We start from the raw sequence: 26,909 nt of genomic DNA on the forward strand, positions 1-26,909 counted from the left end.
TAGACGTTGCGCATTATAAAGGCTAAGCGGCGGGAAACAAAATAAAAAACCGCGGCGGTGCGGCGGATATGTCAAAACGGGGGCAAATGTGGCGCAAATGCAACGCGTTGCGTACGGCTTGTTGCGCAAATAACCTTGCTGTAAATGCGGCTTAGCGCGTTTGCGGGATTTCCAGCAGCACACCGGCGCTCAGGCAGAAGCAGCCGCTGGCGACGTTGGCCGGCAGGGTCAGGCTCTCGCCGGCCCGCACTATCCGCGTGTCGCCGCCGAGGGTGAACTCGAATTCACCCGATATCACCCGGGTTTGCAGCGCGTGCGCGGGCTTTTGCAGCTGGCCGAAGGCCCCGGTCTCGAAACGCACTTCCGCTGCCGGCGAACCGTCGCTCATCACGCCTTCACGACGGGCAAGGCCATTGTCGAGCGGTAAAAAGGGGGTGTTGGCGGTGAAGGTGGTCATGTGGCGTTCCTGATGGCTGATGGCGGTAGTTCGGCGCAATCGACATGAAAAATCGAGCGGTCGGGCAGAGACGAAACAGCGAGAATTATAACGCGATAGGGGGAGAGGTGAATCAGCAATATGGTGCGTCCGAGTGGACTCGAACCACCGACCCCCACCATGTCAAGGTGGTGCTCTAACCAACTGAGCTACGGACGCACTGCACTGCTTCTGAAATTTGGTGCGTCCGAGTGGACTCGAACCACCGACCCCCACCATGTCAAGGTGGTGCTCTAACCAACTGAGCTACGGACGCACTGTACTGCTTCTGGAATATGGTGCGTCCGAGTGGACTCGAACCACCGACCCCCACCATGTCAAGGTGGTGCTCTAACCAACTGAGCTACGGACGCATCTTTTCCTGTCTGTCATGGCTGACAGCGGGGACGAATATTAACGAGCTACCCGCGTGCTGGCAAGGGGAAAAACGCAATTTTATTCGGTATTTCACGCGATTGCTGAGGTTGTGCGCAGACAGGCGTTTTTTTCCGCAACCCGCTGCCCGGCCGGGGAGAAAACCGGCCGGGAACGGACTCAGCGGGTAGAACGCTGCAGGATGACGGTGGTCGGCTGTTTCTGCAGCCAGCGCATGCGCAGCGCCATCATGATGGCGGCGAAGGTCAGGCCGATGATAAAGCCGATCCAGAAACCGCTCGGCCCCATCGCCGGCACCACCGCATCGGTCAGCGCCAGCAGATAGCCGCTCGGCAGGCCCAACACCCAGTAAGCGATGAAGGTAATGAAGAAGATCGCGCGAGTATCTTTATAACCGCGCAGCACGCCGCTGCCGATCACCTGGATTGAATCCGAGATTTGATACAGCGCCGCCAGCAGCATCAGCTGCGAGGCCATCGCCACCACCGCCGGGCTGTCGTTGTACAGCAGGGCGATCGGTTCGCGGAAGGTGGCGGTAAACAGCGCAGTGCAGACGGCCATGGTGATGCCCACGCCGATGGCGGAGTATGCGGCGACGCGCGCGCCTTCTACCGACCCTTCTCCCAGACGATAACCGACGCGAATGGTGGCGCCGACGCCCAGCGACAGCGGCAACACGAACATCAGTGCGCTGAAGTTAAGCGCGATCTGGTGGCCGGCGACCGCGACGATCCCGAGCGGCGACACCAGCAGTGCCACCACGGCGAACAGGGTGACTTCGAAGAACAGCGCCAGCGCCACCGGCATGCCGATGCCGATCAGGCGCTTCAGCGCCGCCCAGTCCGGGCCGCCGAGATCGCCTGCCTGGCGCTTGATGTCGCGCTGCGACGGCGCGCGCTTCACGTACCAGCGCATCATCAGGAACATGATCCAGTAGACGCTGCCGGTCGCGACGCCGCAGCCCACGCCGCCCAGCTCCGGCATGCCGAACTTGCCGTAGATGAAGATGTAGTTGATCGGGATATTCACCAGCAGGCCGAGGAAGCCGATCACCATGCCGGGCTTGGTTTTGGACAGTCCTTCGCACTGGTTGCGCATCACCTGGAAGAACAGATAGCCCGGCGCGCCCCACATGATGGCGTGCAGATAACCGACGGCTTTATCCGCCAGCTGCGGATCGATGTTGTGCATCATGTCGATGACGAATTTGCAGTTATACAGCACGACGATCAACAGTACGGAAACGCCGGAGGCCAGCCAGAAGCCCTGACGCACCTGATGGGCGATGCGATCGCGACGGCCGGCGCCGTTTAACTGGGCGATCACCGGGGTCAGCGCCAGCAGCAGGCCGTGGCCGAACAGGATGGCCGGCAGCCAGATAGAGGTGCCGACCGCAACCGCCGCCATATCGGTGGCGCTGTAAGCGCCGGCCATGATGGTATCCACCACGCCCATGGCGGTTTGCGAGATTTGCGCGATGATCACCGGGATAGCGAGAGCCAATAAACTACGCGCTTCAATTAAGTACTTCTGCACGCATACACCTTTCTATTTATATATGTGGGAGGGAGGGCTGCCGCGAGAGGACAACAATTAAAATAGCGGAATTTTGTACAAAAATATTGTACCTGCTCGGCGTCGTTAAGCAAACGCCGCAGATAAATAGTTATTAAATGCGCAGGGACGCGTTTTTTGCCGTCGCGGATTTGGTTTTCAGCGCCAACTGGGGCAAACTGCCGGAAGCGTTTTAATCTATTGAGTAAGAAGAGGCACATATGTTCACCGGTATCGTACAAGGCACCGCGCCGCTGGTCGCCATTGATGAGAAACCCAATTTCCGCACCCATGTGATCGAGATGCCTGCAGAACTGCTGCCGGGGCTGGAGCTGGGCGCGTCGGTGGCCCATAACGGCTGCTGCCTGACCGTCACCGCGGTGGAAGGCAACCGCGTCAGCTTCGATTTGATCAAGGAAACGTTGCGCCTGACCAACCTCGGCGATCTGGCGTTGGGCGACATCGTCAATATCGAGCGCGCGGCGAAATTCAATGATGAAATTGGCGGTCATTTGATGTCCGGCCATATTATCTGCACGGCGGAAGTGGCCAAAATTTATACCTCGGAAAATAACCGTCAGGTATGGCTGCGCATGCCGAATGCGGAATTGATGAAATATGTGCTGCACAAAGGTTTCATCGGCATCGACGGCATTAGCCTGACCATCGGCGAAGTGGTGAATAACCGTTTCTGCGTGCATCTGATCCCGGAAACCCTGGAGCGCACTACGCTGGGTAAAAAACGCCTGGGCGATAAGGTGAACATCGAGATCGATCCGCAGACGCAGGCGGTAGTGGACACCGTCGAACGCGTGCTGGCCAATCGGGAAGCGACGCTGGCGGCGGCGGTGGCGCCGGCGCACAAAGACTGACAGCGATTCGGGCGTTGCCGCCGGAGTCGAATCATAAGCAGAGAGGAGAAACGCGTGAAGTTTTATGGGAAAACGTTGTTGTTAACCGCGTTGCTGGCGCTGAGCGCCTGCAGCAGTTCACCTGAGCAGGGCGGCGGCGCGCAAGTGGCCGATGCGGACGATACCTGCGGCGCTTCGCAGTATCAAAACTACGTCGGCAAGCCGATGACGTCGCTGGAAGGCGTGCGGATCGAATCCAAGGTGCGCGCCATTCCGTACAACTCTGCCGTCACCATGGATTTCAACCTGCGCCGTCTGAACTTCCTCGGCGATAGCAACGATAAAATCATCCGCGTTTACTGCGGCTAAGCCGCCTGGTTCGAAAGAGCAAAAAAAGCCCCGGCGATGAGGTTGCCGGGGCTTTTTTTATTAGGGGAGCGTTCAGCGTGCGACGCGGATGCCGCCTTCAACGCCTTTCGGGCTGAACACCACCTGCCACAGCTGCAGGTCGCGCGCCCGAAACGCGCCGGCGCAGGCGTTCAGGTAATAGCTGAACATCCGCTCGAAGCGCTCGGAATAACGTGGAGCAAGCTGCGGCCACGCCTGTTTGAAGCGCTCGAACCAGGCCATCAGCGTGCGATCGTAGTCGGCGCCGATGTTGTGCCAGTCTTCCATCACGAAATGGCCTTCGCTGGCCTCGGCGATATGCCTCACCGAGGGCAGGCAGCCGTTCGGGAAGATATATTTGTTGATCCACGGATCGACGTTCATGTCGGTCTTGTTGGAACCGATGGTGTGCAGCAGGAACAGGCCGTGCGGCGCCAGATTGCGCTCTACCACGTTGAAATAGGTGCGATAGTTTTTTGGCCCGACGTGCTCGAACATGCCGACCGAGACGATGCGATCGAACTGCTGATGCAGATCGCGATAGTCCTGCAGCAGGATCTGCACGTCCAGCCCGGCGCAGCGTGCCTGAGCCAGCTTCTGCTGCTCGGCGGAAATGGTCACGCCGACCACCGACACGCCGTAATTTTTCGCCGCGTAGGCAGAGAGGCCGCCCCAGCCGCAGCCGATGTCCAGCAAGCGCATGCCCGGCTGCAGCTGCAGTTTTTCGCAGATCATCCGCAGTTTCGCTTCTTGCGCTTCCTCCAGCGTGGCGGCGTCTTTCCAGTAGCCGCAGGAGTACTGCATGTAAGGATCGAGCATCAGCGTAAACAGATCGTTGCCAAGATCGTAATGCTCTTTGCCGACGATCCAGGCGCGCTTTTTCGATTGCAGATTGGTCAGGCGCGCCGCGGCGATACGCAGGGTATCTTTCAGGTGGTGGGGGAGCTTCTTCTCCAGCCCGGCGCTGACCACGCGTTGGAAGAATATATCCAGCCGCTCGCATTCCCACCAACCATCCATATAGCTCTCGCCGAGACCCAGGGAGCCTTGCTGCAAAACGCGTTTAAAGAATTCGGGGTTTTTAACCTGAATATCGAAAGGGCGCGATCCGTTAATTTCGATACCGGCCAGACCGAGCATTTCGTGCGCGATACGGTACCACTGGTTATCCTGGATGCTCAGATCTTCTATACACGATGAACTCATAGCTTCTCCATCACCTTCTTCTGACTGATGACCCGTTAGGAAACAGCTTAGACAATTTCTGCGGGTGCATACGTATACCGACGGGAAATAAGCCCGCGGCGTCTGATATCCGACTATGAACAGAGGAAATTTAAAGAAGCGACCCGACGCAAACGGCGCAGGATAAACGCGTCTTCAAAAAAAGAGTGTGACGCAAGACGCGTACACAACAGCTAATTGAGATATAGAGATTATAAGGTGTTACTTTACAAGGTTGTTTTTGAGTATAGGCGCGCCGAGGCATTGACTCAACTGTAAATCGCACTCGGCACGCATATTCTTTAAGTGATTATTTAGCTTGGCAATTATGACGCTGAGTTAGCATGTTCGCGCGCCGTTTCTTGCGGCGCCTTGGCCGCTTTTCCTCGCTGCAGGAAATACCCCAGCGCGGCCAGTATCACCGTGGACACCATCACCGTCACCGTCGCCAACAGCGGCTGCTCAATAAACGTCGATACCAGCATGCTCGCCACGAAACACAGCCCCAGCTGCAGCGTATTTTGCAGCGCGGCGGCTTTGCCGCTGCTGTCCGGGAACGGCATCAGCGCGTTGGCCACCATGATCGGATAGCCGGCGCCGTTGACCAGCGCCATCACGCAGAACGGGATCAGGAGCGTGGTGAGCGTCGGATTGGTCAGGGTCGCCACCAGATACAGGGCCACCATGCTGACAGCATAAGCTACCAGCAGCCACGGCAGCAGGGTTTTGCCATTGATGCGCTTGAGCGCGGCGCGGCACCCGTAACCGCCCAGCAGGAAGGCCAGCGTCTGCGGCACATAGCTCAGGCCGATGTCGCTCGGGCCGTAGCCCATATCACCGAGGATAAACGGCGAGCCGGTCAGCCAGGCGAAGAAACCGGCCGAACAGGCGGCGTACATGGCGACATTGCCGCTGAATACCGGGGATTTCAATAATTGCCAAAAACTGACGCTGCTTTTTGGCGCGTCGACGGCGGGTTTTGGCCTGGCGTTCTCTTTGAGCAGCAGCGTCGGCAACAGCAACAAGGCGGTGATGGCCAGCAGCACGGCGAAGATCGCGCGCCAGCTGGCGTGGTTCAGCAGCCAGGCGCCCAGCAGCGGTGCCAGCGCCGGCGATAGCGCCACCAGCGGCATGATGGTGGCGAATACGCGGTTGGCCTGGCCTTCACGATAGCGGTCGACCACCAGCGCTTGCCAGATGGCGGCGGCGGAACAGACGCCTACGGCCTGAATAAAGCGCAGTATCCAGAGCTGCGCGGCATTTTCCACCCACAGCATGCCCAGGCAGCCGAGCGCGAACAGCGTCAGGCCAATCAACAATACCGGTTTGCGCCCCAGACGGTCGGAGAGCGGCCCCCACAGCAGCTGCGCGAAGGCGAAGCCGGCCAAAAAGATGCTCAGGCTGGCGCTGACCGCGCCGGCGGAAATTTGCAGTTCCTCCCGCATGGCGCCGAAGGCGGGCAGGTACATATCGGTCGCCAGATAACCCAGCATGCTCAGGCCGGCGAGGTAGAACATAAAACCAAAGGAATTTCGCATGGTATTTCTCGTTAATATTTTAGTGTCGCAGGTTTTTAGCGCCGGCCAGTGTATCCGGCTGGATCTCTGCTTGTGAAACGGTAATATTTGCAAAGTGCTGTTAAAAAAATTGAAGGCAAAGCGATGTGGTCTGAATATTCTCTCGAGGTCGTTGATGCGGTGGCGCGCACCGGCAGTTTCAGTGCGGCGGCGCAGGAGCTGCACCGGGTGCCGTCGGCGGTAAGTTATACCGTGCGGCAGCTGGAGCAATGGCTGGCGGTGTCGCTGTTTGAGCGGCGTCACCGAGATGTGGAACTGACGCCGGCCGGCGCGCTGTTTATCAAGGATGCGCGAGCTGTTATCAAAAAAATGCTAGACACCCGCCGCCACTGTCAACAGGTGGCCAACGGTTGGCGCGGTCAGCTGAATATCGCGGTGGACATCATCGTCAAACCGCAGCGCAGCCGCCAGCTGGTGCTGGATTTCTACCGTCATTTCCCCGACGTCGAGTTGATGCTGCAACCCGAGGTGTTTAACGGCGTGTGGGATGCGTTGGTGGACGGCAGGGTGGACATGGCGATCGGCGCCACCCGCGCGGTGCCGGTCGGCGGCGGCTTCGCTTTCCGCGACATGGGGGATATGAACTGGCTGTGCGTAGTCAGCCCACAGCATCCGCTGGCGCAGCTGGCAGGGCCGTTGAATGACGATCGGTTGAGGCCGTACCCTGCGCTTTGTCTGGAAGACACCTCGCGCAATCTGCCCAAGCGCGTCACCTGGACGCTGGATAACCAGCGGCGGCTGGTGGTGCCGGACTGGACTTCGGCGCTCGACTGTTTGTGCGCCGGATTGTGCGTCGGCATGATGCCGGCGCATCTGGCGCTGCCGCGGGTGCAGCGCGGTGAGCTGAAGGCGTTGCAGTTGCAGCAGCCGTTTCCCGCCAGCCCCTGCTGCCTGACCTGGCAACAGGATAAACCGTCACCGGCGATGAGCTGGCTGCTGGCGTATTTGGGCGATGGCGAGACGCTGAATCAGGAGTGGCTGAGTGAGGCGGCACCGGAAGCCGTGCCGGCTTCCGGTAGGGAGGAGGATCAGCGGCGGTAGTCGATGAACGGACCGTCGGCGACCGAACGGCGTTCGACCAGCTTCGGATGCACTTCGATCACCTGCGATTCTTCGCGCTTGCTGATGATGCGATCCAGCAGCATGGTGAAGGCCATTTCGCCCAGACGTTCTTTCGGCTGATGAATGGTGGTCAGCGCCGGGGTGAAGTAGCGGGCGTTGCGCACGTTGTCGTAGCCGATCACGGAAATATCCTGCGGCACCCGCAGCCCCAGTTCGTCGGCGGCGCAGATGGCGCCCATCGCCATGATGTCGCCGCCGCAGAATACCGCGGTCGGTCGCTGTTTCTGCGACAGAATTTGATGCATCGCCTTGTAACCGGACTCCGGCTCGAAGTCACCCTGGACTATCCACTCTTCGCGAATATCGATATGCGCTTCCTGCAGCGCCTTCATGAACCCCTGATGCCGACCGCCGCCGGTGTTGCGCGACAGCTGGCCCGGGATAGCGCCGATATCGCGGTGGCCGCGTTCGATCAGATAACGCCCGGCCAGATAGCCGCCCTCGAACGCGTTATCGATGATGGTGTCGGTGAAGTCGCCGCGCGCGGCGCCCCAGTCCATTACCACCATCGGGATGTTGCGGTAGTCTTCCAGCATGCCCAGCAGCTGATCCGGGTATTCGGAACACATGACCAGCAGGCCGTCGACGCGCTTTTGCGCCAGCATCGCCAGGTAGGCGCGCTGTTTGTCCAGATTATTGTGCGAGTTGCACAGGATCAGGGTATAGCCTTTGCTGTAGCAGCTGTTTTCCACCGCCTCGATCACTTCGGCAAAGTAGGGCGCTTCGCTCGAGGTGGCCAGCAGACCGATAGACTTGGTGTGATTGACTTTCAGGCTGCGCGCCACGGCGCTCGGCGAGTAGTGCAGCTCTTTGATGGCGGCCCACACGGCCGCTTTGGTCTCTTCGGCGACGAAACGAGTCTTATTGATGACGTGCGAAACGGTGGTGGTGGAAACGCCCGCGCGTTTGGCCACATCTTTAATCGTTGCCATGTAAGGAATGACTCCTGAACTCACATGTTTACAGCATGTAAGTGTGATGTTAATCGTTTGCCTACGTAGATCCTTCTCCAGAGAAGCGAAAACTGAGTTTTTAGTGTTGAAGTCGTCAGCGCTTAATCAGGAGGGGCATGAATGCCGGTACGCAGTTGTGAACTGCGAATTTTGTCGCATATTGAACAAAAGTGGAAGAGGTAATCGAGATTATAAACCGGGAAATGATAACAAGATTTTATCGGCGAACTGTGGGAAAATGATTTGACGTACTAATTGTGCGCCTTTTATCCTTAGGAAAGCCCATTTTAAAGGAGTTGTCATGGATACCGATCTGAAGATGTCGCTGTTCACCACCGTTTGCGCATTGGCGATGATCATCGCTTTCAGCTTTGTCGCCGCGTTGAACTGATTTCCCGCCAGTTTTAAAAAAGGCGCAGCCAAGCTGCGCCTCATCACTTAGGCAAGGCCTGCGCTTACGCCAGGTTTTCCGCCGCGAAAGTCCAGTTGACCAACGCCCAGAAGTTTTCCAGGTATTTTGGACGCGCATTGCGGTAATCGATGTAATACGCGTGTTCCCACACGTCAACGGTCAGCAGCGGTTTGTCTTCGCCGGTCAGCGGGGTTGCCGCGTTGGAAGTGTTGACGATCGCCAGCGCGCCGTCCGGTTTTTTCACCAGCCAGGTCCAGCCGGCACCGAAGTTTTTCACGGCCGCATCGGTGAACTGCTCTTTGAACGCAGCGAAAGAGCCGAAGGATTTGACGATCGCCGCCGCCAGTTCGCCCTGCGGTTCACCGCCGCCCTGTGGCGACAGGCAGTGCCAGTAGAAGGTGTGGTTCCACACCTGCGCGGCGTTGTTGAACACGCCGCCGTTAGAGGTCTTGATGATCTCTTCGAGCGATTTGCCTTCGAACTCGCTGCCTTTCACCAGGTTGTTCAGGTTCACCACGTAGGTGTTGTGGTGTTTGCCGTAGTGGTATTCCAGGGTCTCGGCGGAGATGTGCGGCTCGAGCGCGTTTTTCTCATACGGTAATGCAGGTAATTCAAACGACATTGCTTCCTCCTTTACAGCGCCATTCAGCTTCTCGCCGGGGCGAACGCCGGATGGGCCGTTTTTTATTGTGGTCATTCAATCTTAACAATTTTCATCATAAAAAACAGGAGGAAAAGCGAGAAATGCGCGTGGGGGAGTGCGATGGGCGATAGCTTGAGCAGGCGGTTGCGGCCGAGGCCGCAACCGCGAAGAGCAGGGAATTAACGGATGGTTTTCGGCGTCACTACGCGGCGAGCACCGATATAGTGGTTCTGCCAATAGTCGTTGTCGAGCTGGCTGATGCGGATCTCTTCGCCGGTGCGCGGCGACTGGATGAATTTGCCGTTGCCGAGGTAGACGCCGACATGATCCGCCACGCCGCGGTTGTTAATGCGGAAGAACACCAGATCGCCGCTTTCCAGTTCGCTTTTCTTGATCGGCGCCGCGTCGCGCAGGTGATACATTTCGTTGGCGGTGCGCGGCATCTTGATTTTCACCACGTCTTTATAGGCGTAATAGATGAGGCCGCTGCAGTCGAAGCCGGTGCGCGGCGAGCTGCCGCCCCAGCGGTAAGGCTTGCCCATCTGATCCATCAGCTTGGCCATCGCGGTCTGCTTGGCGTGCTGGTAACGCTTTTTGTGCGCCGGGCTGAGTTTCAACGGTTTTTCATCACGCGCCAGCTTGGCGGTGGCCATACCGGCTTCGCGGTGGCGGCCATAGCCTTTTTTGTAGCCCTTTTTCGGCGGGGTGACTTTAATTTTGGCGGTTTTCTGCGCTTTGGCCTTGGGTTTGGCGCTGACGATCTTTTTCGCGCTTTTTTCGCTTTTGACCTTGGCGGTCTTGGTTTTTTTCTCGGGGGCCGTCACTTTGGCTTTTTTGGCGGCTTTATCCGCTTTCTTTTTTCTGCGGTCATCGGGCCGCGCTTCATTGGCATGGCTTTTACGCTGCTCGGCGGCAACACGCGCCTGTGGCGCAGCGTGCGCCAAATTGAAGAAGAGCTGCGTAAACAGCAGCGCAAAGAGCGTAAGAATTAAACGCATGTCGACGTCACCAACCTTGGCCCCGAAACGGATATCGAAAGAGTTACAGTATTCCCGAATTTCGCCATATAAAACAGCGAAGAACTCATAAATAATAATCCATATTGTGAGAAAACGTTAATGACATTTTTTTTGGTTTAAAATCAGCCCGTTGGTGTATAAAAAAGCGCCAGGCGGCTGTGGCGGATATAATTAAGCCGCGCCGTCATCGCGGCGCAATATATTAGTGAAATGGTCGGATTAAAAATGTTATTCTCAACGTATGTTTTGACCGGAATGACGTGGCCGGTGAAACGCGATCGGCGGCGGGCGAATATCCTTGCAAAAGATGGCGTTTTCTTGCGACTGTTCCAGCCGCTACAATAGCCCGCGTGATGCATGTTGTAGCCATGAAATGTGGCTTGAGGAAGCAATAAATGACGACGACACTTGAAAAAATTCAGCACCAGATCGCTGAAAACCCGATTCTGCTGTACATGAAGGGTTCGCCAAAGCTGCCGAGCTGCGGCTTCTCTGCGCAGGCTGTGCAAGCGCTGTCCGCCTGCGGCGAGCGTTTCGCCTATGTGGATATTCTGCAAAACCCGGACATCCGCGCCGAGTTGCCAAAATACGCCAACTGGCCGACTTTCCCGCAGCTGTGGGTAGACGGTGAGCTGGTCGGCGGTTGCGATATCATCATCGAAATGTATCAGCGCGGCGAATTGCAGCAGCTGATCAAAGAAACGGCAGAAAAGTATAAAGCGCAGGAAGACCAGCAGTCTTAATCGACAGACTTGCGGTTATCGCGTAACGGGCGGCGCCAGTGCAAACTGGGCCGCCTTTTTTATTGGGCCTATTCGGCGAGATCGCCGGCGGGCAGCGGCCAGCCGCCGAGACGCTTCCAGCGGTTAACCAACTCACAAAACAGCAGGGCGGTTTGTTCGGTGTCGTACAGCGCGGAGTGCGCCTGGCTGCTGTCGAACGGCATGCCGGCGGCGATGCAGGCTTTGGCCAGCACCGTTTGCCCCAGCACCAGGCCGCTCAGCGCAGCGGTGTCGAAGGTGGCGAACGGATGGAACGGATTACGCTTCAAACCGGCGCGTTCGGCCGCGGCCATCAGGAAGCTGTGATCGAAGTTGGCGTTGTGCGCGACGATAATGGCCCGGTTGCAACCGCGATCCTTGAGCCCTTTGCGCACCGTTTTGAAAATGGCGTGCAGCGCGTCGTATTCGCTGACCGCACCGCGCAGCGGGTTGTGCGGATCGATGCCGTTAAACGCCAGCGCTTCCGGTTGCAGGTTGGCGCCCTCGAAAGGCTCCACGTGGAAGTGCAGGGTTTCGTCGCGCTGCAGCCAGCCGTCTTCATCCATTTTCAGCGTCACGGCGGCGATTTCCAGCAGCGCATCGGTATTGGCGTTGAAACCGGCGGTTTCAACATCTATTACTACGGGATAAAACCCACGAAAACGACCACTCAGGGCGTTAAGATCACTTTTTTCGGCCATCAGTTTCTTATCTTCATCGAATGCAGCGCGCATTATGGCAAATTTTGCGCCCGGTTGCAGGCGCTATCGCGCGGAGAATCAGCGGGGCGCAGGCGCGCCCCGAGAAAGGCTTAGTGGCCGAGGCCTTGGCCGGCGTGTTTGTTTTCGATCAGCTCGATTTTATAACCGTCCGGATCTTCGACGAACGCGATCACCGTGGTGCCGCCTTTCACCGGGCCGGCCTCACGGGTGACGTTGCCGCCGGCGCGACGGATGTTGTTGCAGGTGGCGGCGACGTCGTCCACGCCCAGCGCCAGGTGGCCGAAGGCGGTGCCCATGTCGTAGCTGTCGGTGCCCCAGTTATAGGTCAGTTCGATAACCGCGCCTTCGCTTTCTTCCGTATAGCCGACAAAAGCCAGCGAGTATTTGTACTCCGGGTTTTCGCTGGTGCGCAGCAGGCGCATGCCTAATACCTTGGTATAGAAGTCGATGGAGCGTTGCAGATCACCGACGCGGATCATGGTATGGAGTAAGCGCATAATTCCTCTGAATTGACTGTGCCGTGGCAGACGGCGGGTGGATTGAAGCACAAGCGAGTATAGCCTTGTCCCGCAAGGGAATTCAACGTGACGAGTTGGTGACGATGTCACTTTTCGCCCCCTCGCCATGGGTGTTTAAATATTGATCGAGTGTACCGATCGATACGAAGTAATTGATCTGCACAATCAATTATCAATTCCGCGCGTAACCGTGTAGAAATTGACCTGTAGCAGATAACAACACCAGGGAACGTCGGCCCGCCTTGTGCGGGCCTTTTTGCGTGCATAAAAAAACGGCCAGGCGGTTGCGTGGCCGTTTAGGGTCAGGACGGGTTACTTCGTCAGAAACGGATAGTCGGTATAACCTTCGGCGCCACCGCCGTAGAAGGTTTCCGGCTTAGGTTCGTTGAGCGGGGCGTGTTGACGGAAACGCTCGACCAAATCCGGATTGGCGATGTAGCTACGGCCAAAGGCCACCGCGTCGATGAAGCCTTTTTCGATCAACGCTTCGGCTTTTTCAGCGGTGTAGGCGCCGGCGCCGACGATCACCCCTTTAAAGTGGGCGCGCACCGAGTCACGGAAGGCGTCGGAATACGGTTTGCCGCCGGCCCAGTCCGGTTCGGAGATGTGCAGATAGGCGATGTTGCGTTTGTTCAGCTCTTCCACCAGGTACAGCGCCGCTTCTTCCTGATCTTCACCGTTGTCCAGGCCGTTGAACGGCCCCAGCGGCGAGATGCGGATGCCGATGTGCTCGGAGCCCCATTCTGCGATGGCGGCGTCGACCACTTCCAGCGTCAGGCGGGTGCGATTCTCGATGCTGCCGCCGTATTGATCGGTACGCTGGTTAGACGCCGGAGACATGAACTGGTGCAGCAGATAGCCGTGAGCCGCATGCAGCTCGATAAAGTCGAAGCCGGCTTCACGCGCGTTGGCGGTCGCCTGGCGGAAATCGTTGACGATGCCCGGGATCTCGCTGGTTTCCAGCGCGCGCGGCGTAGAGGTCGGTACGCGCACCCAGGCGCCGGTTTCGTCACGCACGGTGGTGCGGGTGTCCGCGTTGATCGCCGAAGGGGCGACCGGCGCTTGTCCGCCCGGCTGGAGGCTGCTGTGGGAGATGCGGCCTACGTGCCACAGCTGTACGGCGATGTGGCCGTTTTTGTCGTGTACCGCCTGCGTGATGTGTTTCCACGCGGCGATCTGTTCCGGGGTATGCAGGCCCGGCGCACCGGCGTAGCCTTTCGCCTGGAAGGATATCTGCGTCGCTTCGGTCACGATCAGACCGGCGCCGGCGCGCTGCGCATAATACTCCGCCATCAGCGGCGTGGGAATGTCGCCCGGTTCGATGCTGCGCAGACGCGTCAGCGGAGCCATAAACACGCGGTTGGGCAGGGTGACTGCGCCAACTTTCAGCGGAGAGAGCAATTTTTCAGTCTTCATAGTGCATCCTGTATTTAATAGACCGGTCGTCTAGTTATGGGCGATAAAAAAACACGAACTGCATTTTCACGAAAAAAGACGGTGGTGTTACGGCTGCGGCGGGCGCAGCAGCAACTCGATGCTTTCCAGCGCGCTGGTCAACGGGGCCAACGATCGCCGGATCTTGGCGCGCAGCGAGGCGCCGAGCCACAGGGCATACAGCGTCTCTGCGGTTGCCGCCGGGCTCATGGCTACCGACAGCGATCCCTCGGCGATGCCGCGCTCAATGGCCGCCTGCAGGTGGCCGATCACCCGGGCGGTCCCGGTTTCCAGCGCATGGCGCATCGGCTCCGACAGGTCGCTCACCTCGGCGGAGAGTTTCACCGCCAGACAGGCGTTGTGACATTCGCTGCGGCAGTGGTAACTGATGGCCTGGGCGTAATACCCCAAGAGCTGGTGGCGGGCATCGGTGTGCTCGTCGGCAAACAGCTTTTGCATTTGCGCATCATAGTGCGCGAAATAGCGTTGCAGCATCGCTTCGCCGAAGGCTTCCTTCGAGCGGAAATAGTGGTAGAACGACCCTTTCGGCACGCCCGCCGTGGCCAGCAGTTCGCTCAGCCCCATGCCGGTAAAGCCCAGGCGCAGGCTGAGGGTTTCGCCGGTGGCGAGCAGATGTTCACGTGTATCCACGTTGCAATGCGTTGATTTGGTCATCATGGCGCCGAGCATAATAGACCGATTGGTCTAGGTCAATGGGAATAAAAAAACCGGCGCACAAAACGCCGGTTGGTCTCAAGCATTGTGCCTCAGCGGCACGCGGAAGTTAAGCGCTTACGCCGCGTTGCGGCAGCGTTGCAGAATATCCAACTGGGATTGATATTCACGCGTCTGCACATTCAGCATGCCCAGCAGGGTGTGGAACAGATTGTCCTGCGACACGTCGTCCTTTTCCGCCAGCGCGCTCAGGCACTGGCGATCGATGCCGAAATTGCGCTGATAGTCGGCCGACATCCACATCAGGAATGGCACGTGAGTTTGCTGGCTCGGCGCGAAGACATAAGGCGTGCCGTGCAGATACATGCCGTTTTCTCCCAGCGATTCGCCGTGATCGGACAGGTAGACCAGCGCGGTATTGAACCGGTCGTCATACTGCTGCAGCAGCTTGATGGTGGCATCTAGCATCGCGTCGGTATACAGGATCGAGTTGTCGTAGGTGTTCACCAGCTGTTCATGGCTGCAATCCTGGATCTGATTGCTGTTGCAGGTCGGCGAAAACGTCTGGAACTGCGGCGTGCTGCGGCGGTAATAAGCCGGGCCGTGGCTGCCCATCTGGTGCAACACGATCACGCCGTCGTCTTTCAGGCTATTGATATAGTCGTTCAGTTTGTACAACAGCACATTGTCCATGCAAACTTCGCCGTCACAGTCCTGCGGCAGTTTCAGTTTGGTCATGTCGATGTGCGGCACCCGATCGCAGGCGCCTTTGCAGCCGCCGTCATTATCGCGCCACAGCACGTTGACGCCGGCATGCGCCAGCACGTCGAGCATGCCTTCCTGGTGCGTCGCCTGAGTTGCGTCGTACGCTTTGCGCGGCATGTTGGAGAACATGCAGGGGACGGAGATCGCCGTTTCGGTGCCGCAAGAGCTGGCGTTCTTGAAATAGACCACGTTGTCCTGCTTGAGGCGCGGGTTGGTCTCGCGATCATAGCCCCCGAGAGAGAAGTTTTCGGCGCGGGCGGTTTCGCCTACCACCAGGATCACCAGCGTTTTCTTGGCCTGACCGGCGATCAGCGGTCCTTTACGCGCGTCTTCACCGATTTTCACCAGCGGCAGATTGCGCGTGAAGTAGCGCTGCTCGGTAAACTTGATGGTGCCGGCGACGAAGTTGGAAGGCGTCAACATCTTCACCACGCTTTTATTGTTGCGGATCAGCGAAGCGTAGTCTTTGTAGAACAGCGCGGCGATGATCAGGATCACCACCAATGACAGCATGACGTTGGCGGCGCGCAACCCAACCATGTACCACCAGGGGCGGGTCTGGCGAATATGGGTGAAGCAAACCGCCGCCGCCGGCAGGACGCCTAGCAGCGCCAGCCACAGCCCCATGCGCGGCGTCAGCAACGCCGTCGCTTCGTGGGTGTTGGTTTCAAAGGCGTTTTGCATCATGTTGCCGTCGATCACCACGCCATAGCTGTACATGAAATAGTTGGCTGCGGCGCTGCCGAGCAAGAAAAAGACGATCAGCGGTTTGCGCAGGTAGGGCACGGTCAACACGCTGAAGATAATATTCAGCGCACAGAAGATCACCACCGGCATGCTGGCGGCGAATATCGCGCTGTGGACGCTATCGAAGGTGATATACGACCAGGCGCGATGCAGGAATAACGCGTTTTGGAACAGAGTGAAGAACAGGGCGGTGGCGAGGATAAAACCGAGGCTGTTGCACTGTAAGCGTTGACGTAACCACATTGCCAAATCTGGATCCTGAGAGTAGATAATGCCTTGAAATCTACCGGATGAAACTTAAGAAAACCTTAGAAATTCAGAATACTGGCGGCGGCGAACGCGGGAAAACGCCAGGCCGGTGGCCTGGCGGTGAGGGGAATTAGTAGGCGGCGGTGAATTGGGCGCGAATAAACTGAGGTTTTTCAATCTCATCGACGATAGCCACCGCCAGATCTTCCACCGAAATGCTGGCCGGCGCGTCGCCGTTCATCAGCAGATGCGTGGTGCCGAGGCGGAACTGGCCGGTGCGTTTGCCCGGTTCCAGCAGGGCGGCCGGAGAGAGATAGGTCCAGTCGAGCGCTGATTCGTTGCGCAGTTTATTGCGCAGATCGCGCACCGCCTGCGCGCCGGGGCGGATATTTTCCGGGAATTGCGGCGTATCCACCAGTTCAACGCCCGGCGCCACTTCCAGGCTGCCTGCGCCGCCCACCACCAACAGGCGCTTGACGCCTGACTGCTCGACCGCGGTAAGGATCTGCTGGGCGCCGCGCGTAGTCTTCTCATACAGGTTGTCTTCGCCCCAGCCGGGATTGTAGGCGCTGATCACCGCATCCTGACCGTGCAATTGCCCCGCCAGCCAGGCGGTATCGGCGACGTCGCCCAGCGCGACGGTCAGATTGGCGTGGTCCGGCAAATCTTTTTTCTGACGGGCGATCGCCGTTACCTGAATGCCGCGAGCCAGCGCTTCATCCACCACACGGCGGCCAACAAAACCGGTTGCTCCAATAATGGCTACTTTCATCTGTATGCTCCTTCAGGGATGGGTCAGTATCGTAAGGCAGGCCGATGTGCCTGCTGCGTGGGATCTACTCTAGTCCTTAACAATAGCCGTGATTAGTGCCATATTCATGCTTTCTTGATTAAGTAAAACTTCATAATCGTGGATAAACTCAATCGAATGGCGGTGTTCGCCACCGTGGTGGCGGAGGGATCGTTGGCCGGTGCGGCGCGGCGGTTGGGCATGACGCCGTCGGCGGTCAGTCAGCATATGCGCTCGCTGGAGAAGGCGCTCGGGGTGCCGCTGTTGCACCGCTCCACCCGCCGTCTGGCGTTGACCGAGGCGGGGGCGGCGTTTTATCCCGGCTGCGAGGCGATGTTGCAACAGGCGCAGCAGGCGGAGCAGCGGCTGGCGGAACTGCGGGACACGCTGGTGGGCGAGCTGCGCATCGCCACTCCGGTCGGCATCGGCGGCCGCTCGTTGGCGGAGGCGCTGGCGCCGCTGTTGCAGGCGCATCCCAAGCTGACGCTGCGGGTGCTGGCGGACGATCGCATCGTCGACATGATAGAACAGCGGGTCGACATTGCGCTGCGCGCCAATCGTCAACTGGCGGACGCCAATATGATCGCTCACCCGCTGACGGCGTGGCCGATGGTGCTGTGCGCGGCGCCGCGTTACCTCAGCCAGCATGGGGTGCCGGAAAAGCCGCAGGATTTGGTGCAGCACCGTTGGATCTCCAGCGGCTACAGCGGGGCCCATCTGGATTTGCTGCATCAATCCGGCCAGCAGGTCAAGCTGCGGCTGGCGGAGGGGCAGATCGTCAGCGAGAGCATGAACGTGATGCGCGCCTTTACCCGCGCCGGTCTGGGCATTTCCGTTCAGCCGCTGTATGAAATTGGCGACGAGCTGCAGCGCGGCGAGCTGTTGCTGCTGTTGCCGGAGTGGCGGCCGGCGCCGCTCCGGCTGCACGCGCTGACGCTGGAACGCACTATGCCGGAGAAAAGCCGCCAGGCGCTGCGCTATTTGCGCGACTATTTTCGCCGCAATGGCGAAAAGGGACTTGCCAGCGGCGGCGATGACGTCTTCAATTAGCAGGAGAATGCAGGAGGGCCCGTGGCACAGCAGCTTGAATTTTTCGACATCCCCAGCCCGTGTCGCGGCATTTGCCAGGCCGACGATCGCGGTTTCTGCCGTGGCTGCCTGCGCAGCCGCGAGGAGCGGTTCGGCTGGATGAGCATGAGCGACGCGCAAAAGCGCGAAGTGCTGCGTCTGTGTCGCCAACGTTTCCTGCGCCTGCAGCGCGCCAACAAAGCCCCCGACGAGCCGCTGCCGGAACAGCCTTCGCTGTTTTGACCCTTTCCTGATCTGCCGCACGTTCATGCGCCTTTGCGCTTCCCTGCGCCTCACCGGCTTGTGTATGCTGGCTGACAACTAATGTCATGAGGTTTTCGCAATGGTAGAACGCATTCGTCTCGCGCCGCAGGGGCCTGAATTTTCCCGCATGATTTGCGGTTACTGGCGGTTGATGGAGTGGGGCATGTCGCCGCAGCAGCTGCTGACGTTTATCGAACAGCATGTCGAACTGGGCGTCACCACCGTCGATCACGCAGATATCTACGGTGGTTATGCCTGCGAGCAGGCATTCGGCGACGCGCTGCGCCTGAAGCCCGCGTTGCGGCAGTCGCTGGAGCTGGTGAGCAAGTGCGGCATCGCCACCACCGCCAAGCCCGGCAACCCGATCGGCCACTACATCACCGATCGCGATCATATCGTACAGAGCGCGGAACACTCGCTGCGCCATCTGCATACCGACTACCTCGATCTGTTGCTGATCCACCGCCCGGATCCGTTGATGGACGCTGACGACGTGGCCGAAGCCTTTGTCGCGCTGCACAAAAGCGGCAAGGTGCGCCATTTCGGCGTCTCTAACTTTACGCCCGCGCAGTTCCAACTGCTGCAGTCGCGTCTGCCGTTCTCTCTGGTCACCAATCAGGTGGAAATTTCGCCGATTCACCAACCGGCGATCCTGGACGGCACGCTCGACCAGTGCCAGCAGCTGCGCATCAAACCGATGGCCTGGTCCTGCCTGGGCGGCGGCCGCTTGTTCAACGACGCCGAGTTCCAGCCGCTGCGCGACGAGCTGCTGCGGGTGGCGCAAGAGATCGGCGCCGAGACCATTGAACAGGTGGTTTATGCCTGGGTGATGCGCCTGCCGTCTTCGCCGCTGCCGATTATCGGCTCCGGCAAGATCGAGCGGGTGCGTTCGGCATTGAAGGCGCAGAAACTGGCGCTGAACCGCCAGCAGTGGTTCCGCATTCGCAAGGCGGCGTTGGGGTATGACGTGCCCTGAGACGGGGTAGAAAGAGGAAAGCCGGGCGGCGAAAGCGCCCGGCTTTTTTTACGTCGCTCTTTAGGCCAACACCACCTGATCGGGGTTGAAATGATCGAGCGAGACGCCGATCAGCGTGACCTGGCTGTGGCCGAAGGCCAGCACCAGATCGTCGTTTTGCTGCGTGGCATAGTCGCGGATATTCCCGCTGGCACCCTCGGTGCCGATAAATACCAGTTTGTCGGTGGCATTGAAGCCATACAGCTGGTCGCGGCCGAAATCGCCGCTGAACAGGAAGGTATTGCCGTTGCCGACCCCCTTCAGGATGTCATCGCCGCTGCCGCCGACGAAGGTCAGGTTGCCGCCGGCATGGCCGATCAGCGTATCGTTGCCGGCATTGCCGAACAGCCAGGCGTCGTGGCTGCGAGCCTGCAGGACGTCATCGCCGTCGCCGCCGGTGGTGGCGGCTGCATAGGCTTTGAGGTCCGAATCCGATTTCAATCCGGCGGCGGTCACCTGATGATCCACCTCTTTGCTGAAAATCAGCCAGGAGGTTTCTTTGCTGCGCAGGGTGCCGATGTCGTCCGCCAGCGTAATGCCGCCCTTGGCGTCGCGCAGGTAAAGCGTATTGCCGTCGTAGGCGACCTCGGTGTTTTTCAACGCCTGCTGGGTATCGAAGATATTGTGGCCTTTGCCGCCGGCGATCAGGTTATAGCCGCCGGCGTCGCGGAAGATATCGTCACCGTCGCGGCCCTCGAGATAGTCGTTGCCTTTGCCGCCCTTGATCAAATCATTGCCGTCGCTGCCGATGATAAACGTCGGCCCGCTGTGCGTTTCCGCGTTGCGGTTCAGATCTTCCACCCAGGTACTGCCGCGCGTGACGTTCGACAGGTTGGAGACGATGATGGTCGAGTCTTTGTCGGTCAGCGAATAAAACTCGGAGTTCAGCACCCGCATTAGACCATCCTGATAGAAGAACGGCAGGTGGGATAGCCAGGTCGGAATGTTGAGAATGGAGAACGGCAACAGATTCCAGGCGTCCGACGCATAGTGGTCGTTGAAGTTGACGATATTGTTGGTGGCGGAGGTATGCGGCGCATCGTGAACGCCCAATGACGGCAGGGTCAGCGAGGTGCCGTCGAGCGCGCGAAACACCGGATCGTTCTCATAGCCGATGTTGATCACCTTGCCGCCGGCTTCGTACTGGGTCGGCGAGGCGAAGGCGACATAGTTGGATTGCGCGTAGAAGCCGCCCCAGTTGGCGTCGCTCTGCGCCGCCATGCTGTTGACCGCCAGCCCGCCGAGGCTGTGGCCGCTGATCACCACGTCTTCGCCGCTCAGCCCGTGGGCCTGCGCGAATTTCGCCACGTCCCCCAGCAAATTGCCGAAGGCCTTCAGCGTATAGCCGTCGGCATAGCCTTTCGGCCCGAACCCGGCCAACAGATCGTTAATCACATCGCCGATGGTATCGCCGATCAGCGACTCGCGCGGGCCGCTGGTACCGCGAAATGAGATGCCAATGGCGGTGAGATTGCCTTCGCTGTCATATTTGCCCAGCACCTCGGCCTGAGCGGTGGTGTAACCGGCGGTTTCGCCGTAGTAGGTGCCGCGCGCATCGGTTTTGCCGGCGTAACCCAACTGCGCGGCGTCGATCACTGACCAGCCGGCATTGTTCACCGCGTCCTGCGCGGCCTGTTCGGAGTCGGGGTTCCAGGGAAGACCGGGCAGGCCGCCCTGCGACTGGGTGCTGCCGATGAGCGCCGTGATCAGCGTCAGCGGCAGACCGAGGCCGAAACCGGTCTGGTGATAGCCTTCATCGAAGCCGTTATCGATATTGTGGTAAGCGTAGGTAGAGATGGCCAAGGCGTCGGAAAACAGCGCCTTTGACGCGTTTTCGTCCAGATCCTTATAGCTAAAGATGCCCATATCAGTTCCTTATGAAGTATGCCGCCTGGCCGGGAAGTGAACTCTCGCGCGTCGGCGGTGGAAACAGGGAAACAACGTTAGCCGAACGACAGCTGGTCAGAGGACCAACATCGGTAGAATTATTATTGGTGCTAAATATTAGGCCCGCGAATCAAATTGGCGAGATTGTGCGTTGGTTAACAGTGCTGGCGCTGGCTCTCCTATACTGATAACTCGATAGAGTCATTAAGGAGACTGATTGATGAAACGTTATTGGTATGCGGCGCTTGGCCTGATGGCCTGCGGGGCCGCTCAGGCGGCGACGGTCGACGTCGAGATGAACTTGGTGACCGGGCAGGGCATCGGTCAGGATATCGGCAAAGTGGCCATCAGCGAAACGCCTTACGGCTTACTGTTCACGCCGAGCCTGAAAGCCTTGCCGGCCGGGGTGCACGGTTTCCATGTGCATGAGAAAGGCAGCTGCGAGCCGGGCATGAAGGACGGTAAGGCGGTGGCGGCGCTGGCGGCCGGCGGGCATTTTGATCCGCAAAAAACCGGGAAACACCTCGGGCCGTATGCCGACGGGCATCTGGGCGATTTGCCGGCCATCTATGTGACCGCCGACGGCATGGCGAACGACCCGGTGTTGGCGCCGCGGCTGAAAAAAATCAGTGAAATTGAGGGCAAGGCGCTGATGGTGCACGCCGGCGGCGATAATCACTCGGATCATCCGCTGCCGCTCGGCGGCGGCGGTGAGCGCTTCGCCTGCGGCGTGATCAAGTGATCATCCGCCGCTGACGGCCGCAGTGGCGGCGGGCTGGCCAATGGCCTGTTGCAATTGTTGCAGCGAGCAGTAGAGCCGCCAAATCAGGCCGGCCAGATCGCGCGCCGCCTGTTCCGGGTGGTGCGCCAGGGCGTTGCTCATGCGCAGCAGTTCTTGCAGCGTGGCGTCCAGCGAACTGTGCTGCACGCCTTTCTCCGTCATGATGCCGCGCAGGCAGTGGATACAAACGTTGCGCACCGCCGACAGCGGATCTGAGCGGGTTTGCCAGTCGCGCAGCTGCCAGACGATATGGCTGCAGTTGAGCAGCACCACGCCCCAGCGCAGCAACCAGGTGCGCGCCTCCTGATCCTGACTTTGATTGAGCTGGCTGATGCGATGGTAGATCAGCGATTCAAACTGGCTTTCGCTCTGCTGCGGCTTTTTGCTCAACTGATCGATAAAGTCGCGGCGCAGCGCGCGGATAATACGGCGGCTCTTTCGCTTGTCCGAGCTGGGGCGCAGGATCTGAAACGCCAGCCCGGCCAGCAGCACACCGACAATTTTACCGATGTTGTCATTGATAAAGGACTGGTAGTCATAGCTCGGCGGATTGCTGACGGTCAGAAATGAGCCCATAAAGACGATCAACTGCCCCCAAAGCGCGGCATAAGGCGGATTCTGCAGCTTGAGCATCTGCATGGTCACCAGGATCGGGAACAGGAAGGCGCAGAACACCCAGAAATCGTCAATCTGGATCATCAAACCGAATTTCACCACGAAGCAGGCGACCGAGAGCAGCAGCACCGCCTTGAGCAAGGTGCTGACGCTGTTGATCGGCGAAGGCGTGGAGGAGTAGAGCACGCAGCTGATGGCGGTGAGCGTCAGCGCCGCGCTGCCGGCGTCCCACTGCGTGTTGATCCAGTAGGCGCAGCCGATCACGATGCATAAAAAGGTGCGCAGGCCGTTATAGGCGGCTTCGTAGCTGTCGGTATGGCGCGCCAGCGAGGTGACGCGCGGCGGCTGGAGATCGCTGACCGCCGTGGCGCTTTCCAATCGCTGCAGCCAGCGGTTGCAGCGCAGATAAAGCCAGCAGAAATCACGCAAACGCAGCCAGAAGGCGCGATGGCGGTAGTCCGCTGCATCTTGCGGGGCGATCTGCTGGAGCAGGCGCGCCAAGCGATATTTATCGGTGGCGGGATCGCGCAATTCATCCAGCAGTTGCGTCAGCACCGGCATCAGATTGGCGGGACGATCCGGCCAGTTCAGCAGCATGCGGCGCAGGCTGGAGATGACGCTGGTAATGCGCAGCTGCTGGTGCAGCAGATAGTTGAGCAGGTTATTTTGCCGCCGCAGGCGGTAGTGGCTCCAAAACGCCTGAATGCGCAGCAGGTTCATGGTCAGGATCTGGCCGATAACCCCTTCGTGCGAGGTGCGCATCTGTGCGGTGACCTCCGGCTGCCACAGCATGGCGGCGTGCTCCAGCAGCCGCTGCTGCATGCGCCGCAGCGAAGTCAGCAAGGCTTCGCCGTCGGAGGTGCTGGGCAGGATCATCATCATCAGCCCGCCGCACAGAATGCCGGTGATCACTTCGCAAACCCGCGCCTGGGCGATATCGAAGATCTGCTGGGTATCGGTGACGTTGACCGTACCGAAGGCGATGATGGCGGCGGTATAGCCCGCCAGCGCGAACGCGTAGGAAACGTTGTTTTGATAATGGTTGGAGATATAGGTGCATAGCCCGATCCAGGCGGCGATGAACAGCGTGAACAGCCAGGGATCGTTCAGGCAGTGGCCGGCGATCGCCACCGACGCGGCGGCGCCCACCAGGCTGCCGAAGATGCGGCCGATGCTTTTGCTGATCACGCCGCCGATGGTGGGGAAGCTGACCACCGCGGCGGAGGTGAGCGCCCAATAGGGTTCGTCGAGCTCGAGCACGAACGCCACCCACAGCGCCAGACACATCGCCAGCGAGTTACGCAGCGCATAGCGCCATTGGCCGCCGGTCGCCTTACCCCAGGGGGTACGGCTCCACTCCAGAAAGGGCAAGTTCACACTTTAGTTCCGCTGATGAATCGAAATGGTGCAGGTGGTGCCGGCAACCAGCGTCAAATCGGCGGGCACGTTGAGCAATTTTATCCGCACCGGCACGCGCTGAGCCAAACGCACCCAGGGAACATTGGGCTTAACATCCATTAATAGATCGTTGTTGCTGTCAACGCTTTGATCGTAAATGGCGCGGCCGATACTCTCTACTTCCCCCTGCAACGGGGTGTTGCCGTTATATAAGACAATATCGGCTTTATTGCCTTCTTTTATATGTTTCAGCTTGGTTTCTTCGAAATAACCGAGTACATAAAACGAATGGACATCCACCAGTGCGACTAAAGGCGTGCCGGCGTTGGCGTAGTTCCCGACCCGCGCCTGCAGATTGGTGATATAACCGTCGGTCGGCGCGTAAATTTTAGTTTTGCTCAAATTCCATTTGGCCTGTTCCAGGTTGGCCAGGGCGGCTTTATAGGCGGCCTTCATTGCCTGAGCGGCTAAATTGGACTCATCCAAATCTTCAGCGGAAATAACGTTGCGCGGCAACCCGCGGCGTCGGGCGGCTTCGTGGTCCGCCTTGGCCAGATCCGATTGCGCTTTTGCCACCGCGGCCTCGGCATTGTCCAGCGCGATCTGATAAGGCACCGGGTCGAGGGTAAAAATCAGACTTCCCGCAGGTACGAATTGATTGTCATTCGCACTTATTTTCTCTAATCTTCCAGAAACCTCAGGGGTGATATTGACGAGTTCTGCGCGCACTTTTCCGTCACGGGTCCATGGGGATTGCATATAATAATTCCAGAGCCACCAACCGGCGCAGACGGCAATGGCGCAGACGATCACCGTAGAAAAGTATTTTAATGTTTTACGCTGCATGGGTTACCAACTCGCTAAAATCCATAAGGAACCGCTGACGGTCAGGACGAAAATGGACAGGTCCATCAACATGGGGTGCCAGATTTCACCGGAATACATCCAGTCCCTGAGCAGCTGATGAATCAGCAACCATAAGACCAGTCCTAGCAAAAAAGCTTTAAATATGGGTGGAAAATAAAGCGATGCCCCCAGGACCAAATCGGGTAAGGGCGATGAGGCGTGTAACCATGATGTATTCACATTAACAATCCCTACGGGTGAATATGTTGAATATTTGCATAACGATTAAACAATAGCGGCTAAAAATAGTGGTTATTTCCACAATATACATTATATACATTTGTGTTTTTAATGTGAGTTACCCAAAATAGTCTAAGCTCTGGGAGGTAATGTTAGCATGCTAATTATAAGGAGGGGTAAGTGGAGTCAACATTAGGTTCAGATTTAGCACGATTGGTTCGTGTTTGGCGAGCGCTCATCGATCATCGGCTCAAGCCGTTGGAGCTGACCCAAACGCATTGGGTTACGTTGCACAATATCAATCGCTTGCCGCCGGAGCAGTCGCAAATCCAGCTGGCCAAGGCGATCGGTATCGAGCAACCGTCACTGGTTCGCACGCTGGACCAACTGGAGGAGAAGGGGCTTATCACGCGTCACACCTGTGCCAACGATCGCCGCGCGAAGCGCATCAAGCTGACCGAAGCGGCCGATCCGATCATCAGGGAAGTCGACAGTGTGATCACGTCTACGCGCAGTGAGATTTTAAGCGGCATTACCGCCGACGAAGTGCATCTGTTGGTAGGGCTGATTGGCAAGTTAGAACAAAATATCACCGAACTGCAGAACAAATAATAATATTCTTATTTTTCTACGATTACAGTTTCACAGCATCAGAAATAAAACCGGAGGCGATTGCCTCCGGTTTGCCGTGTGCCGCCTGCTGACTTACAGCGGAGAGACGGTGATGGTGTCGCCCATGCGCGCCATGCGCACGCGCTGACCCGGGCTGAACTTGGTGTCGCCTGCTTTCTGCACCACGACGATGTTCTCTTTCTGGTCGGTTTTGATTTCCAGCTCGTAGCCTGAGGTACGACCGGCCACTTCACCGATGCTGTTGCCCGCCGCGCCGCCGGCGATAGCGCCCGCCGCGGTAGCCAGCGTACGGCCGGTGCCGCCGCCAACGGTGTTACCCAACAGCCCACCAATTACCGCGCCGCCGATCATCCCCAAGGCGTTGGAGCCTTCGCCGCCCTGAATTTTAACCGGACGCACGGAAACCAGCGTCCCGTAAGTGACGTTCTGCACCTGCTTGGCCTGCGAGGACGAGTAGACATCGCCGGACATGGATTCATTGGCACACCCAGCCAACGTAACGGCGGCGACGGCAACGACGAGAAGACGCTTGATCATATAAAACTCCTGATGGTAGTAGTCCATAACCTGGCAATGCTCACCAGGCAAGATTCAGTGAAAATGATAGACAAAGTATGGCTGAAAGTTGATACAGCGCCATGCCTCATCGCTGCACGCAGCTTAACTTTTCTCTGTTCAACCAATAATAAACCGCGGTTTACCTTTATGACAGCCTCACCGACATTCCGTTGCCGGTTAACGCACGGTTTAACACATAAAATGTGCCACAGCGGCGCACCTGGCTCACGGTGCGTAAAAAAAGCATCATAATTCATGGCGTTAATTCGTCAATTCTGGTTTATTTGTCAGGATAAAATTTGCTTACCGTGCGGGTTAGAGGATGTTGCT

Annotated in this window: 28 protein-coding genes and 3 tRNA genes; 10 read left to right on the forward strand and 21 right to left on the reverse strand. The window is 58.4% G+C overall.

Translation table 11 applies throughout. The features are described from left to right. Window positions 1-151: 151 nt before the first annotated feature. The 5 genes from ACSBQV_RS02450 to ACSBQV_RS02470 all read right to left on the reverse strand — a co-directional run bounded on the left by ACSBQV_RS02450 (window position 152) and on the right by ACSBQV_RS02470 (window position 2,407). Entirely contained in the window at window positions 152-457 is a 306-nt protein-coding gene (locus ACSBQV_RS02450) for a cupin (RefSeq protein ID WP_099782863.1), read from the reverse strand. A 121-nt stretch (window positions 458-578) separates the two neighbouring features. Then, a tRNA-Val gene (locus ACSBQV_RS02455) sits at window positions 579-655 on the reverse strand. Between the two features lie 20 nt (window positions 656-675). Beyond that, window positions 676-752 (reverse strand) — tRNA-Val (locus ACSBQV_RS02460). A 20-nt stretch (window positions 753-772) separates the two neighbouring features. Beyond that, window positions 773-849, reverse strand: a tRNA-Val gene (locus ACSBQV_RS02465). A gap of 181 nt (window positions 850-1,030) precedes the next feature. Then, on the reverse strand, window positions 1,031-2,407 hold the full coding sequence (locus ACSBQV_RS02470) for an MATE family efflux transporter (protein ID WP_033652604.1): 1,377 nt from the start codon (window positions 2,405-2,407) through the stop codon (window positions 1,031-1,033). 239 nt (window positions 2,408-2,646) lie between these two features. On the opposite strand from ACSBQV_RS02470, the gene ACSBQV_RS02475 reads away from it, so the two are divergent. After that, on the forward strand, window positions 2,647-3,297 hold the full coding sequence (locus tag ACSBQV_RS02475; RefSeq protein WP_033642912.1) for a riboflavin synthase: 651 nt from the start codon (window positions 2,647-2,649) through the stop codon (window positions 3,295-3,297). Window positions 3,298-3,351: 54 nt separating this feature from the next. Then, window positions 3,352-3,645: an I78 family peptidase inhibitor gene (locus ACSBQV_RS02480; protein ID WP_033642913.1), complete on the forward strand. Its 294-nt coding sequence runs from the start codon at window positions 3,352-3,354 to the stop codon at window positions 3,643-3,645. Window positions 3,646-3,717: 72 nt separating this feature from the next. Here the strand turns inward: ACSBQV_RS02480 and cfa are convergent, their stop codons facing one another. Then, a complete protein-coding gene (gene cfa, locus ACSBQV_RS02485; RefSeq protein ID WP_033642914.1) occupies window positions 3,718-4,869 on the reverse strand; it encodes a cyclopropane fatty acyl phospholipid synthase in 1,152 nt (383 codons plus the stop codon). A gap of 344 nt (window positions 4,870-5,213) precedes the next feature. Then, window positions 5,214-6,425: a purine nucleoside transporter PunC gene (punC, locus tag ACSBQV_RS02490; RefSeq protein WP_099782867.1), complete on the reverse strand. Its 1,212-nt coding sequence runs from the start codon at window positions 6,423-6,425 to the stop codon at window positions 5,214-5,216. Window positions 6,426-6,548: 123 nt separating this feature from the next. Between punC and punR the strand changes: the two genes are divergently transcribed. Further along, on the forward strand, window positions 6,549-7,505 hold the full coding sequence (gene punR, locus ACSBQV_RS02495; RefSeq protein ID WP_099782869.1) for a DNA-binding transcriptional activator PunR: 957 nt from the start codon (window positions 6,549-6,551) through the stop codon (window positions 7,503-7,505). On the opposite strand, the gene purR is transcribed toward punR, so the two are convergent. After that, window positions 7,493-8,518 (reverse strand): HTH-type transcriptional repressor PurR, encoded by a 1,026-nt coding sequence (gene purR, locus ACSBQV_RS02500; protein ID WP_004931336.1) that lies wholly within the window; start codon window positions 8,516-8,518, stop codon window positions 7,493-7,495. The genes punR and purR overlap by 13 nt on opposite strands. A gap of 322 nt (window positions 8,519-8,840) precedes the next feature. Here purR and ACSBQV_RS02505 point away from each other — a divergent pair, with 322 nt between their 5' ends. Further along, the gene (locus ACSBQV_RS02505) at window positions 8,841-8,930 is read left to right on the forward strand and encodes a YnhF family membrane protein (RefSeq protein WP_094143265.1); all 90 of its coding nucleotides are present in this window, start codon (window positions 8,841-8,843) and stop codon (window positions 8,928-8,930) included. A 64-nt stretch (window positions 8,931-8,994) separates the two neighbouring features. On the opposite strand, the gene sodB is transcribed toward ACSBQV_RS02505, so the two are convergent. Beyond that, entirely contained in the window at window positions 8,995-9,573 is a 579-nt protein-coding gene (sodB, locus tag ACSBQV_RS02510; RefSeq protein ID WP_004931333.1) for a superoxide dismutase [Fe], read from the reverse strand. Between the two features lie 200 nt (window positions 9,574-9,773). Next, complete coding sequence (locus ACSBQV_RS02515; protein ID WP_042784370.1) at window positions 9,774-10,592, reverse strand: C40 family peptidase; 819 nt, start codon at window positions 10,590-10,592, stop codon at window positions 9,774-9,776. 416 nt (window positions 10,593-11,008) lie between these two features. On the opposite strand from ACSBQV_RS02515, the gene ACSBQV_RS02520 reads away from it, so the two are divergent. Beyond that, window positions 11,009-11,356, forward strand: coding sequence for a Grx4 family monothiol glutaredoxin (locus tag ACSBQV_RS02520; protein WP_004931329.1), 348 nt, complete (start codon window positions 11,009-11,011; stop codon window positions 11,354-11,356). Between the two features lie 68 nt (window positions 11,357-11,424). Here ACSBQV_RS02520 and rnt read toward each other — a convergent pair whose 3' ends face one another. The 6 genes from rnt to ACSBQV_RS02550 all read right to left on the reverse strand — a co-directional run bounded on the left by rnt (window position 11,425) and on the right by ACSBQV_RS02550 (window position 17,256). After that, a complete protein-coding gene (rnt, locus tag ACSBQV_RS02525; RefSeq protein ID WP_099782871.1) occupies window positions 11,425-12,108 on the reverse strand; it encodes a ribonuclease T in 684 nt (227 codons plus the stop codon). Between the two features lie 77 nt (window positions 12,109-12,185). Further along, entirely contained in the window at window positions 12,186-12,593 is a 408-nt protein-coding gene (gloA, locus tag ACSBQV_RS02530) for a lactoylglutathione lyase (RefSeq protein WP_072627687.1), read from the reverse strand. A gap of 333 nt (window positions 12,594-12,926) precedes the next feature. Then, window positions 12,927-14,030 (reverse strand): alkene reductase, encoded by a 1,104-nt coding sequence (locus ACSBQV_RS02535; RefSeq protein ID WP_099782873.1) that lies wholly within the window; start codon window positions 14,028-14,030, stop codon window positions 12,927-12,929. Between the two features lie 87 nt (window positions 14,031-14,117). Then, entirely contained in the window at window positions 14,118-14,738 is a 621-nt protein-coding gene (locus ACSBQV_RS02540) for a TetR/AcrR family transcriptional regulator (RefSeq protein ID WP_033642921.1), read from the reverse strand. Between the two features lie 102 nt (window positions 14,739-14,840). Continuing rightward, window positions 14,841-16,478 carry a phosphoethanolamine transferase EptA gene (gene eptA / locus ACSBQV_RS02545; RefSeq protein ID WP_099782875.1) on the reverse strand — a complete coding sequence of 546 codons (1,638 nt, stop codon included), beginning with the start codon at window positions 16,476-16,478 and terminating at the stop codon, window positions 14,841-14,843. 136 nt (window positions 16,479-16,614) lie between these two features. Next, the gene (locus ACSBQV_RS02550; RefSeq protein WP_099782877.1) at window positions 16,615-17,256 is read right to left on the reverse strand and encodes an NAD(P)-dependent oxidoreductase; all 642 of its coding nucleotides are present in this window, start codon (window positions 17,254-17,256) and stop codon (window positions 16,615-16,617) included. 138 nt (window positions 17,257-17,394) lie between these two features. Here ACSBQV_RS02550 and ACSBQV_RS02555 point away from each other — a divergent pair, with 138 nt between their 5' ends. From ACSBQV_RS02555 to ACSBQV_RS02565, 3 genes are all read left to right on the forward strand, one after another. Continuing rightward, window positions 17,395-18,324 carry a LysR substrate-binding domain-containing protein gene (locus ACSBQV_RS02555; protein ID WP_187174031.1) on the forward strand — a complete coding sequence of 310 codons (930 nt, stop codon included), beginning with the start codon at window positions 17,395-17,397 and terminating at the stop codon, window positions 18,322-18,324. Window positions 18,325-18,345: 21 nt separating this feature from the next. Next, a complete protein-coding gene (locus ACSBQV_RS02560) occupies window positions 18,346-18,585 on the forward strand; it encodes a DUF1289 domain-containing protein (RefSeq protein ID WP_019455980.1) in 240 nt (79 codons plus the stop codon). A gap of 100 nt (window positions 18,586-18,685) precedes the next feature. After that, the gene (locus ACSBQV_RS02565; protein WP_047575987.1) at window positions 18,686-19,582 is read left to right on the forward strand and encodes an aldo/keto reductase; all 897 of its coding nucleotides are present in this window, start codon (window positions 18,686-18,688) and stop codon (window positions 19,580-19,582) included. A 60-nt stretch (window positions 19,583-19,642) separates the two neighbouring features. Here the strand turns inward: ACSBQV_RS02565 and ACSBQV_RS02570 are convergent, their stop codons facing one another. After that, a complete protein-coding gene (locus ACSBQV_RS02570) occupies window positions 19,643-21,487 on the reverse strand; it encodes a polyurethane esterase (protein WP_099782879.1) in 1,845 nt (614 codons plus the stop codon). 241 nt (window positions 21,488-21,728) lie between these two features. Between ACSBQV_RS02570 and sodC the strand changes: the two genes are divergently transcribed. Next, entirely contained in the window at window positions 21,729-22,250 is a 522-nt protein-coding gene (sodC, locus tag ACSBQV_RS02575) for a superoxide dismutase family protein (RefSeq protein ID WP_033642927.1), read from the forward strand. On the opposite strand, the gene ACSBQV_RS02580 is transcribed toward sodC, so the two are convergent. Genes ACSBQV_RS02580 through ACSBQV_RS02590 form a run of 3 tightly spaced genes read right to left on the reverse strand, consistent with a single transcriptional unit; the run spans window position 22,251 to window position 25,388 of the window. Continuing rightward, a complete protein-coding gene (locus tag ACSBQV_RS02580; protein WP_033642928.1) occupies window positions 22,251-24,281 on the reverse strand; it encodes an FUSC family protein in 2,031 nt (676 codons plus the stop codon). Between the two features lie 3 nt (window positions 24,282-24,284). Further along, window positions 24,285-25,148, reverse strand: a complete 864-nt coding sequence (locus ACSBQV_RS02585) for an efflux RND transporter periplasmic adaptor subunit (protein ID WP_099782881.1) — start codon at window positions 25,146-25,148, stop codon at window positions 24,285-24,287. Window positions 25,149-25,151: 3 nt separating this feature from the next. Beyond that, on the reverse strand, window positions 25,152-25,388 hold the full coding sequence (locus ACSBQV_RS02590) for a DUF1656 domain-containing protein (protein ID WP_025159708.1): 237 nt from the start codon (window positions 25,386-25,388) through the stop codon (window positions 25,152-25,154). A 180-nt stretch (window positions 25,389-25,568) separates the two neighbouring features. Here ACSBQV_RS02590 and slyA point away from each other — a divergent pair, with 180 nt between their 5' ends. Beyond that, the gene (slyA, locus tag ACSBQV_RS02595) at window positions 25,569-26,000 is read left to right on the forward strand and encodes a transcriptional regulator SlyA (RefSeq protein WP_004931301.1); all 432 of its coding nucleotides are present in this window, start codon (window positions 25,569-25,571) and stop codon (window positions 25,998-26,000) included. Between the two features lie 93 nt (window positions 26,001-26,093). On the opposite strand, the gene ACSBQV_RS02600 is transcribed toward slyA, so the two are convergent. Next, the gene (locus ACSBQV_RS02600) at window positions 26,094-26,558 is read right to left on the reverse strand and encodes a glycine zipper 2TM domain-containing protein (RefSeq protein ID WP_025159710.1); all 465 of its coding nucleotides are present in this window, start codon (window positions 26,556-26,558) and stop codon (window positions 26,094-26,096) included. Window positions 26,559-26,909 lie beyond the last annotated feature (351 nt).

This window comes from Serratia sp. B501, from assembly GCF_051172315.1.
In the GTDB taxonomy this organism is placed as follows: domain Bacteria; phylum Pseudomonadota; class Gammaproteobacteria; order Enterobacterales; family Enterobacteriaceae; genus Serratia; species Serratia ureilytica.

Excerpts from the sequence above, each read along its gene's own strand:
- ACSBQV_RS02540 (WP_033642921.1), bottom strand. The coding sequence starts at position 14,738 with ATGCTCGGCGCCATGATGACCAAATCAACGCATTGCAACGTGGATACA.
- purR (WP_004931336.1), bottom strand. The coding sequence starts at position 8,518 with ATGGCAACGATTAAAGATGTGGCCAAACGCGCGGGCGTTTCCACCACC.
- ACSBQV_RS02570 (WP_099782879.1), bottom strand. The coding sequence starts at position 21,487 with ATGGGCATCTTTAGCTATAAGGATCTGGACGAAAACGCGTCAAAGGCG.
- ACSBQV_RS02550 (WP_099782877.1), bottom strand. The coding sequence starts at position 17,256 with ATGAAAGTAGCCATTATTGGAGCAACCGGTTTTGTTGGCCGCCGTGTG.
- sodC (WP_033642927.1), top strand. The coding sequence starts at position 21,729 with ATGAAACGTTATTGGTATGCGGCGCTTGGCCTGATGGCCTGCGGGGCC.
- ACSBQV_RS02585 (WP_099782881.1), bottom strand. The coding sequence starts at position 25,148 with ATGCAGCGTAAAACATTAAAATACTTTTCTACGGTGATCGTCTGCGCC.
- punR (WP_099782869.1), top strand. The coding sequence starts at position 6,549 with ATGTGGTCTGAATATTCTCTCGAGGTCGTTGATGCGGTGGCGCGCACC.
- ACSBQV_RS02515 (WP_042784370.1), bottom strand. The coding sequence starts at position 10,592 with ATGCGTTTAATTCTTACGCTCTTTGCGCTGCTGTTTACGCAGCTCTTC.
- punC (WP_099782867.1), bottom strand. The coding sequence starts at position 6,425 with ATGCGAAATTCCTTTGGTTTTATGTTCTACCTCGCCGGCCTGAGCATG.
- ACSBQV_RS02535 (WP_099782873.1), bottom strand. The coding sequence starts at position 14,030 with ATGAAGACTGAAAAATTGCTCTCTCCGCTGAAAGTTGGCGCAGTCACC.
- cfa (WP_033642914.1), bottom strand. The coding sequence starts at position 4,869 with ATGAGTTCATCGTGTATAGAAGATCTGAGCATCCAGGATAACCAGTGG.
- ACSBQV_RS02520 (WP_004931329.1), top strand. The coding sequence starts at position 11,009 with ATGACGACGACACTTGAAAAAATTCAGCACCAGATCGCTGAAAACCCG.
- gloA (WP_072627687.1), bottom strand. The coding sequence starts at position 12,593 with ATGCGCTTACTCCATACCATGATCCGCGTCGGTGATCTGCAACGCTCC.
- ACSBQV_RS02565 (WP_047575987.1), top strand. The coding sequence starts at position 18,686 with ATGGTAGAACGCATTCGTCTCGCGCCGCAGGGGCCTGAATTTTCCCGC.
- ACSBQV_RS02600 (WP_025159710.1), bottom strand. The coding sequence starts at position 26,558 with ATGATCAAGCGTCTTCTCGTCGTTGCCGTCGCCGCCGTTACGTTGGCT.
- rnt (WP_099782871.1), bottom strand. The coding sequence starts at position 12,108 with ATGCGCGCTGCATTCGATGAAGATAAGAAACTGATGGCCGAAAAAAGT.
- ACSBQV_RS02450 (WP_099782863.1), bottom strand. The coding sequence starts at position 457 with ATGACCACCTTCACCGCCAACACCCCCTTTTTACCGCTCGACAATGGC.
- ACSBQV_RS02475 (WP_033642912.1), top strand. The coding sequence starts at position 2,647 with ATGTTCACCGGTATCGTACAAGGCACCGCGCCGCTGGTCGCCATTGAT.
- eptA (WP_099782875.1), bottom strand. The coding sequence starts at position 16,478 with ATGTGGTTACGTCAACGCTTACAGTGCAACAGCCTCGGTTTTATCCTC.
- sodB (WP_004931333.1), bottom strand. The coding sequence starts at position 9,573 with ATGTCGTTTGAATTACCTGCATTACCGTATGAGAAAAACGCGCTCGAG.
- ACSBQV_RS02505 (WP_094143265.1), top strand. The coding sequence starts at position 8,841 with ATGGATACCGATCTGAAGATGTCGCTGTTCACCACCGTTTGCGCATTG.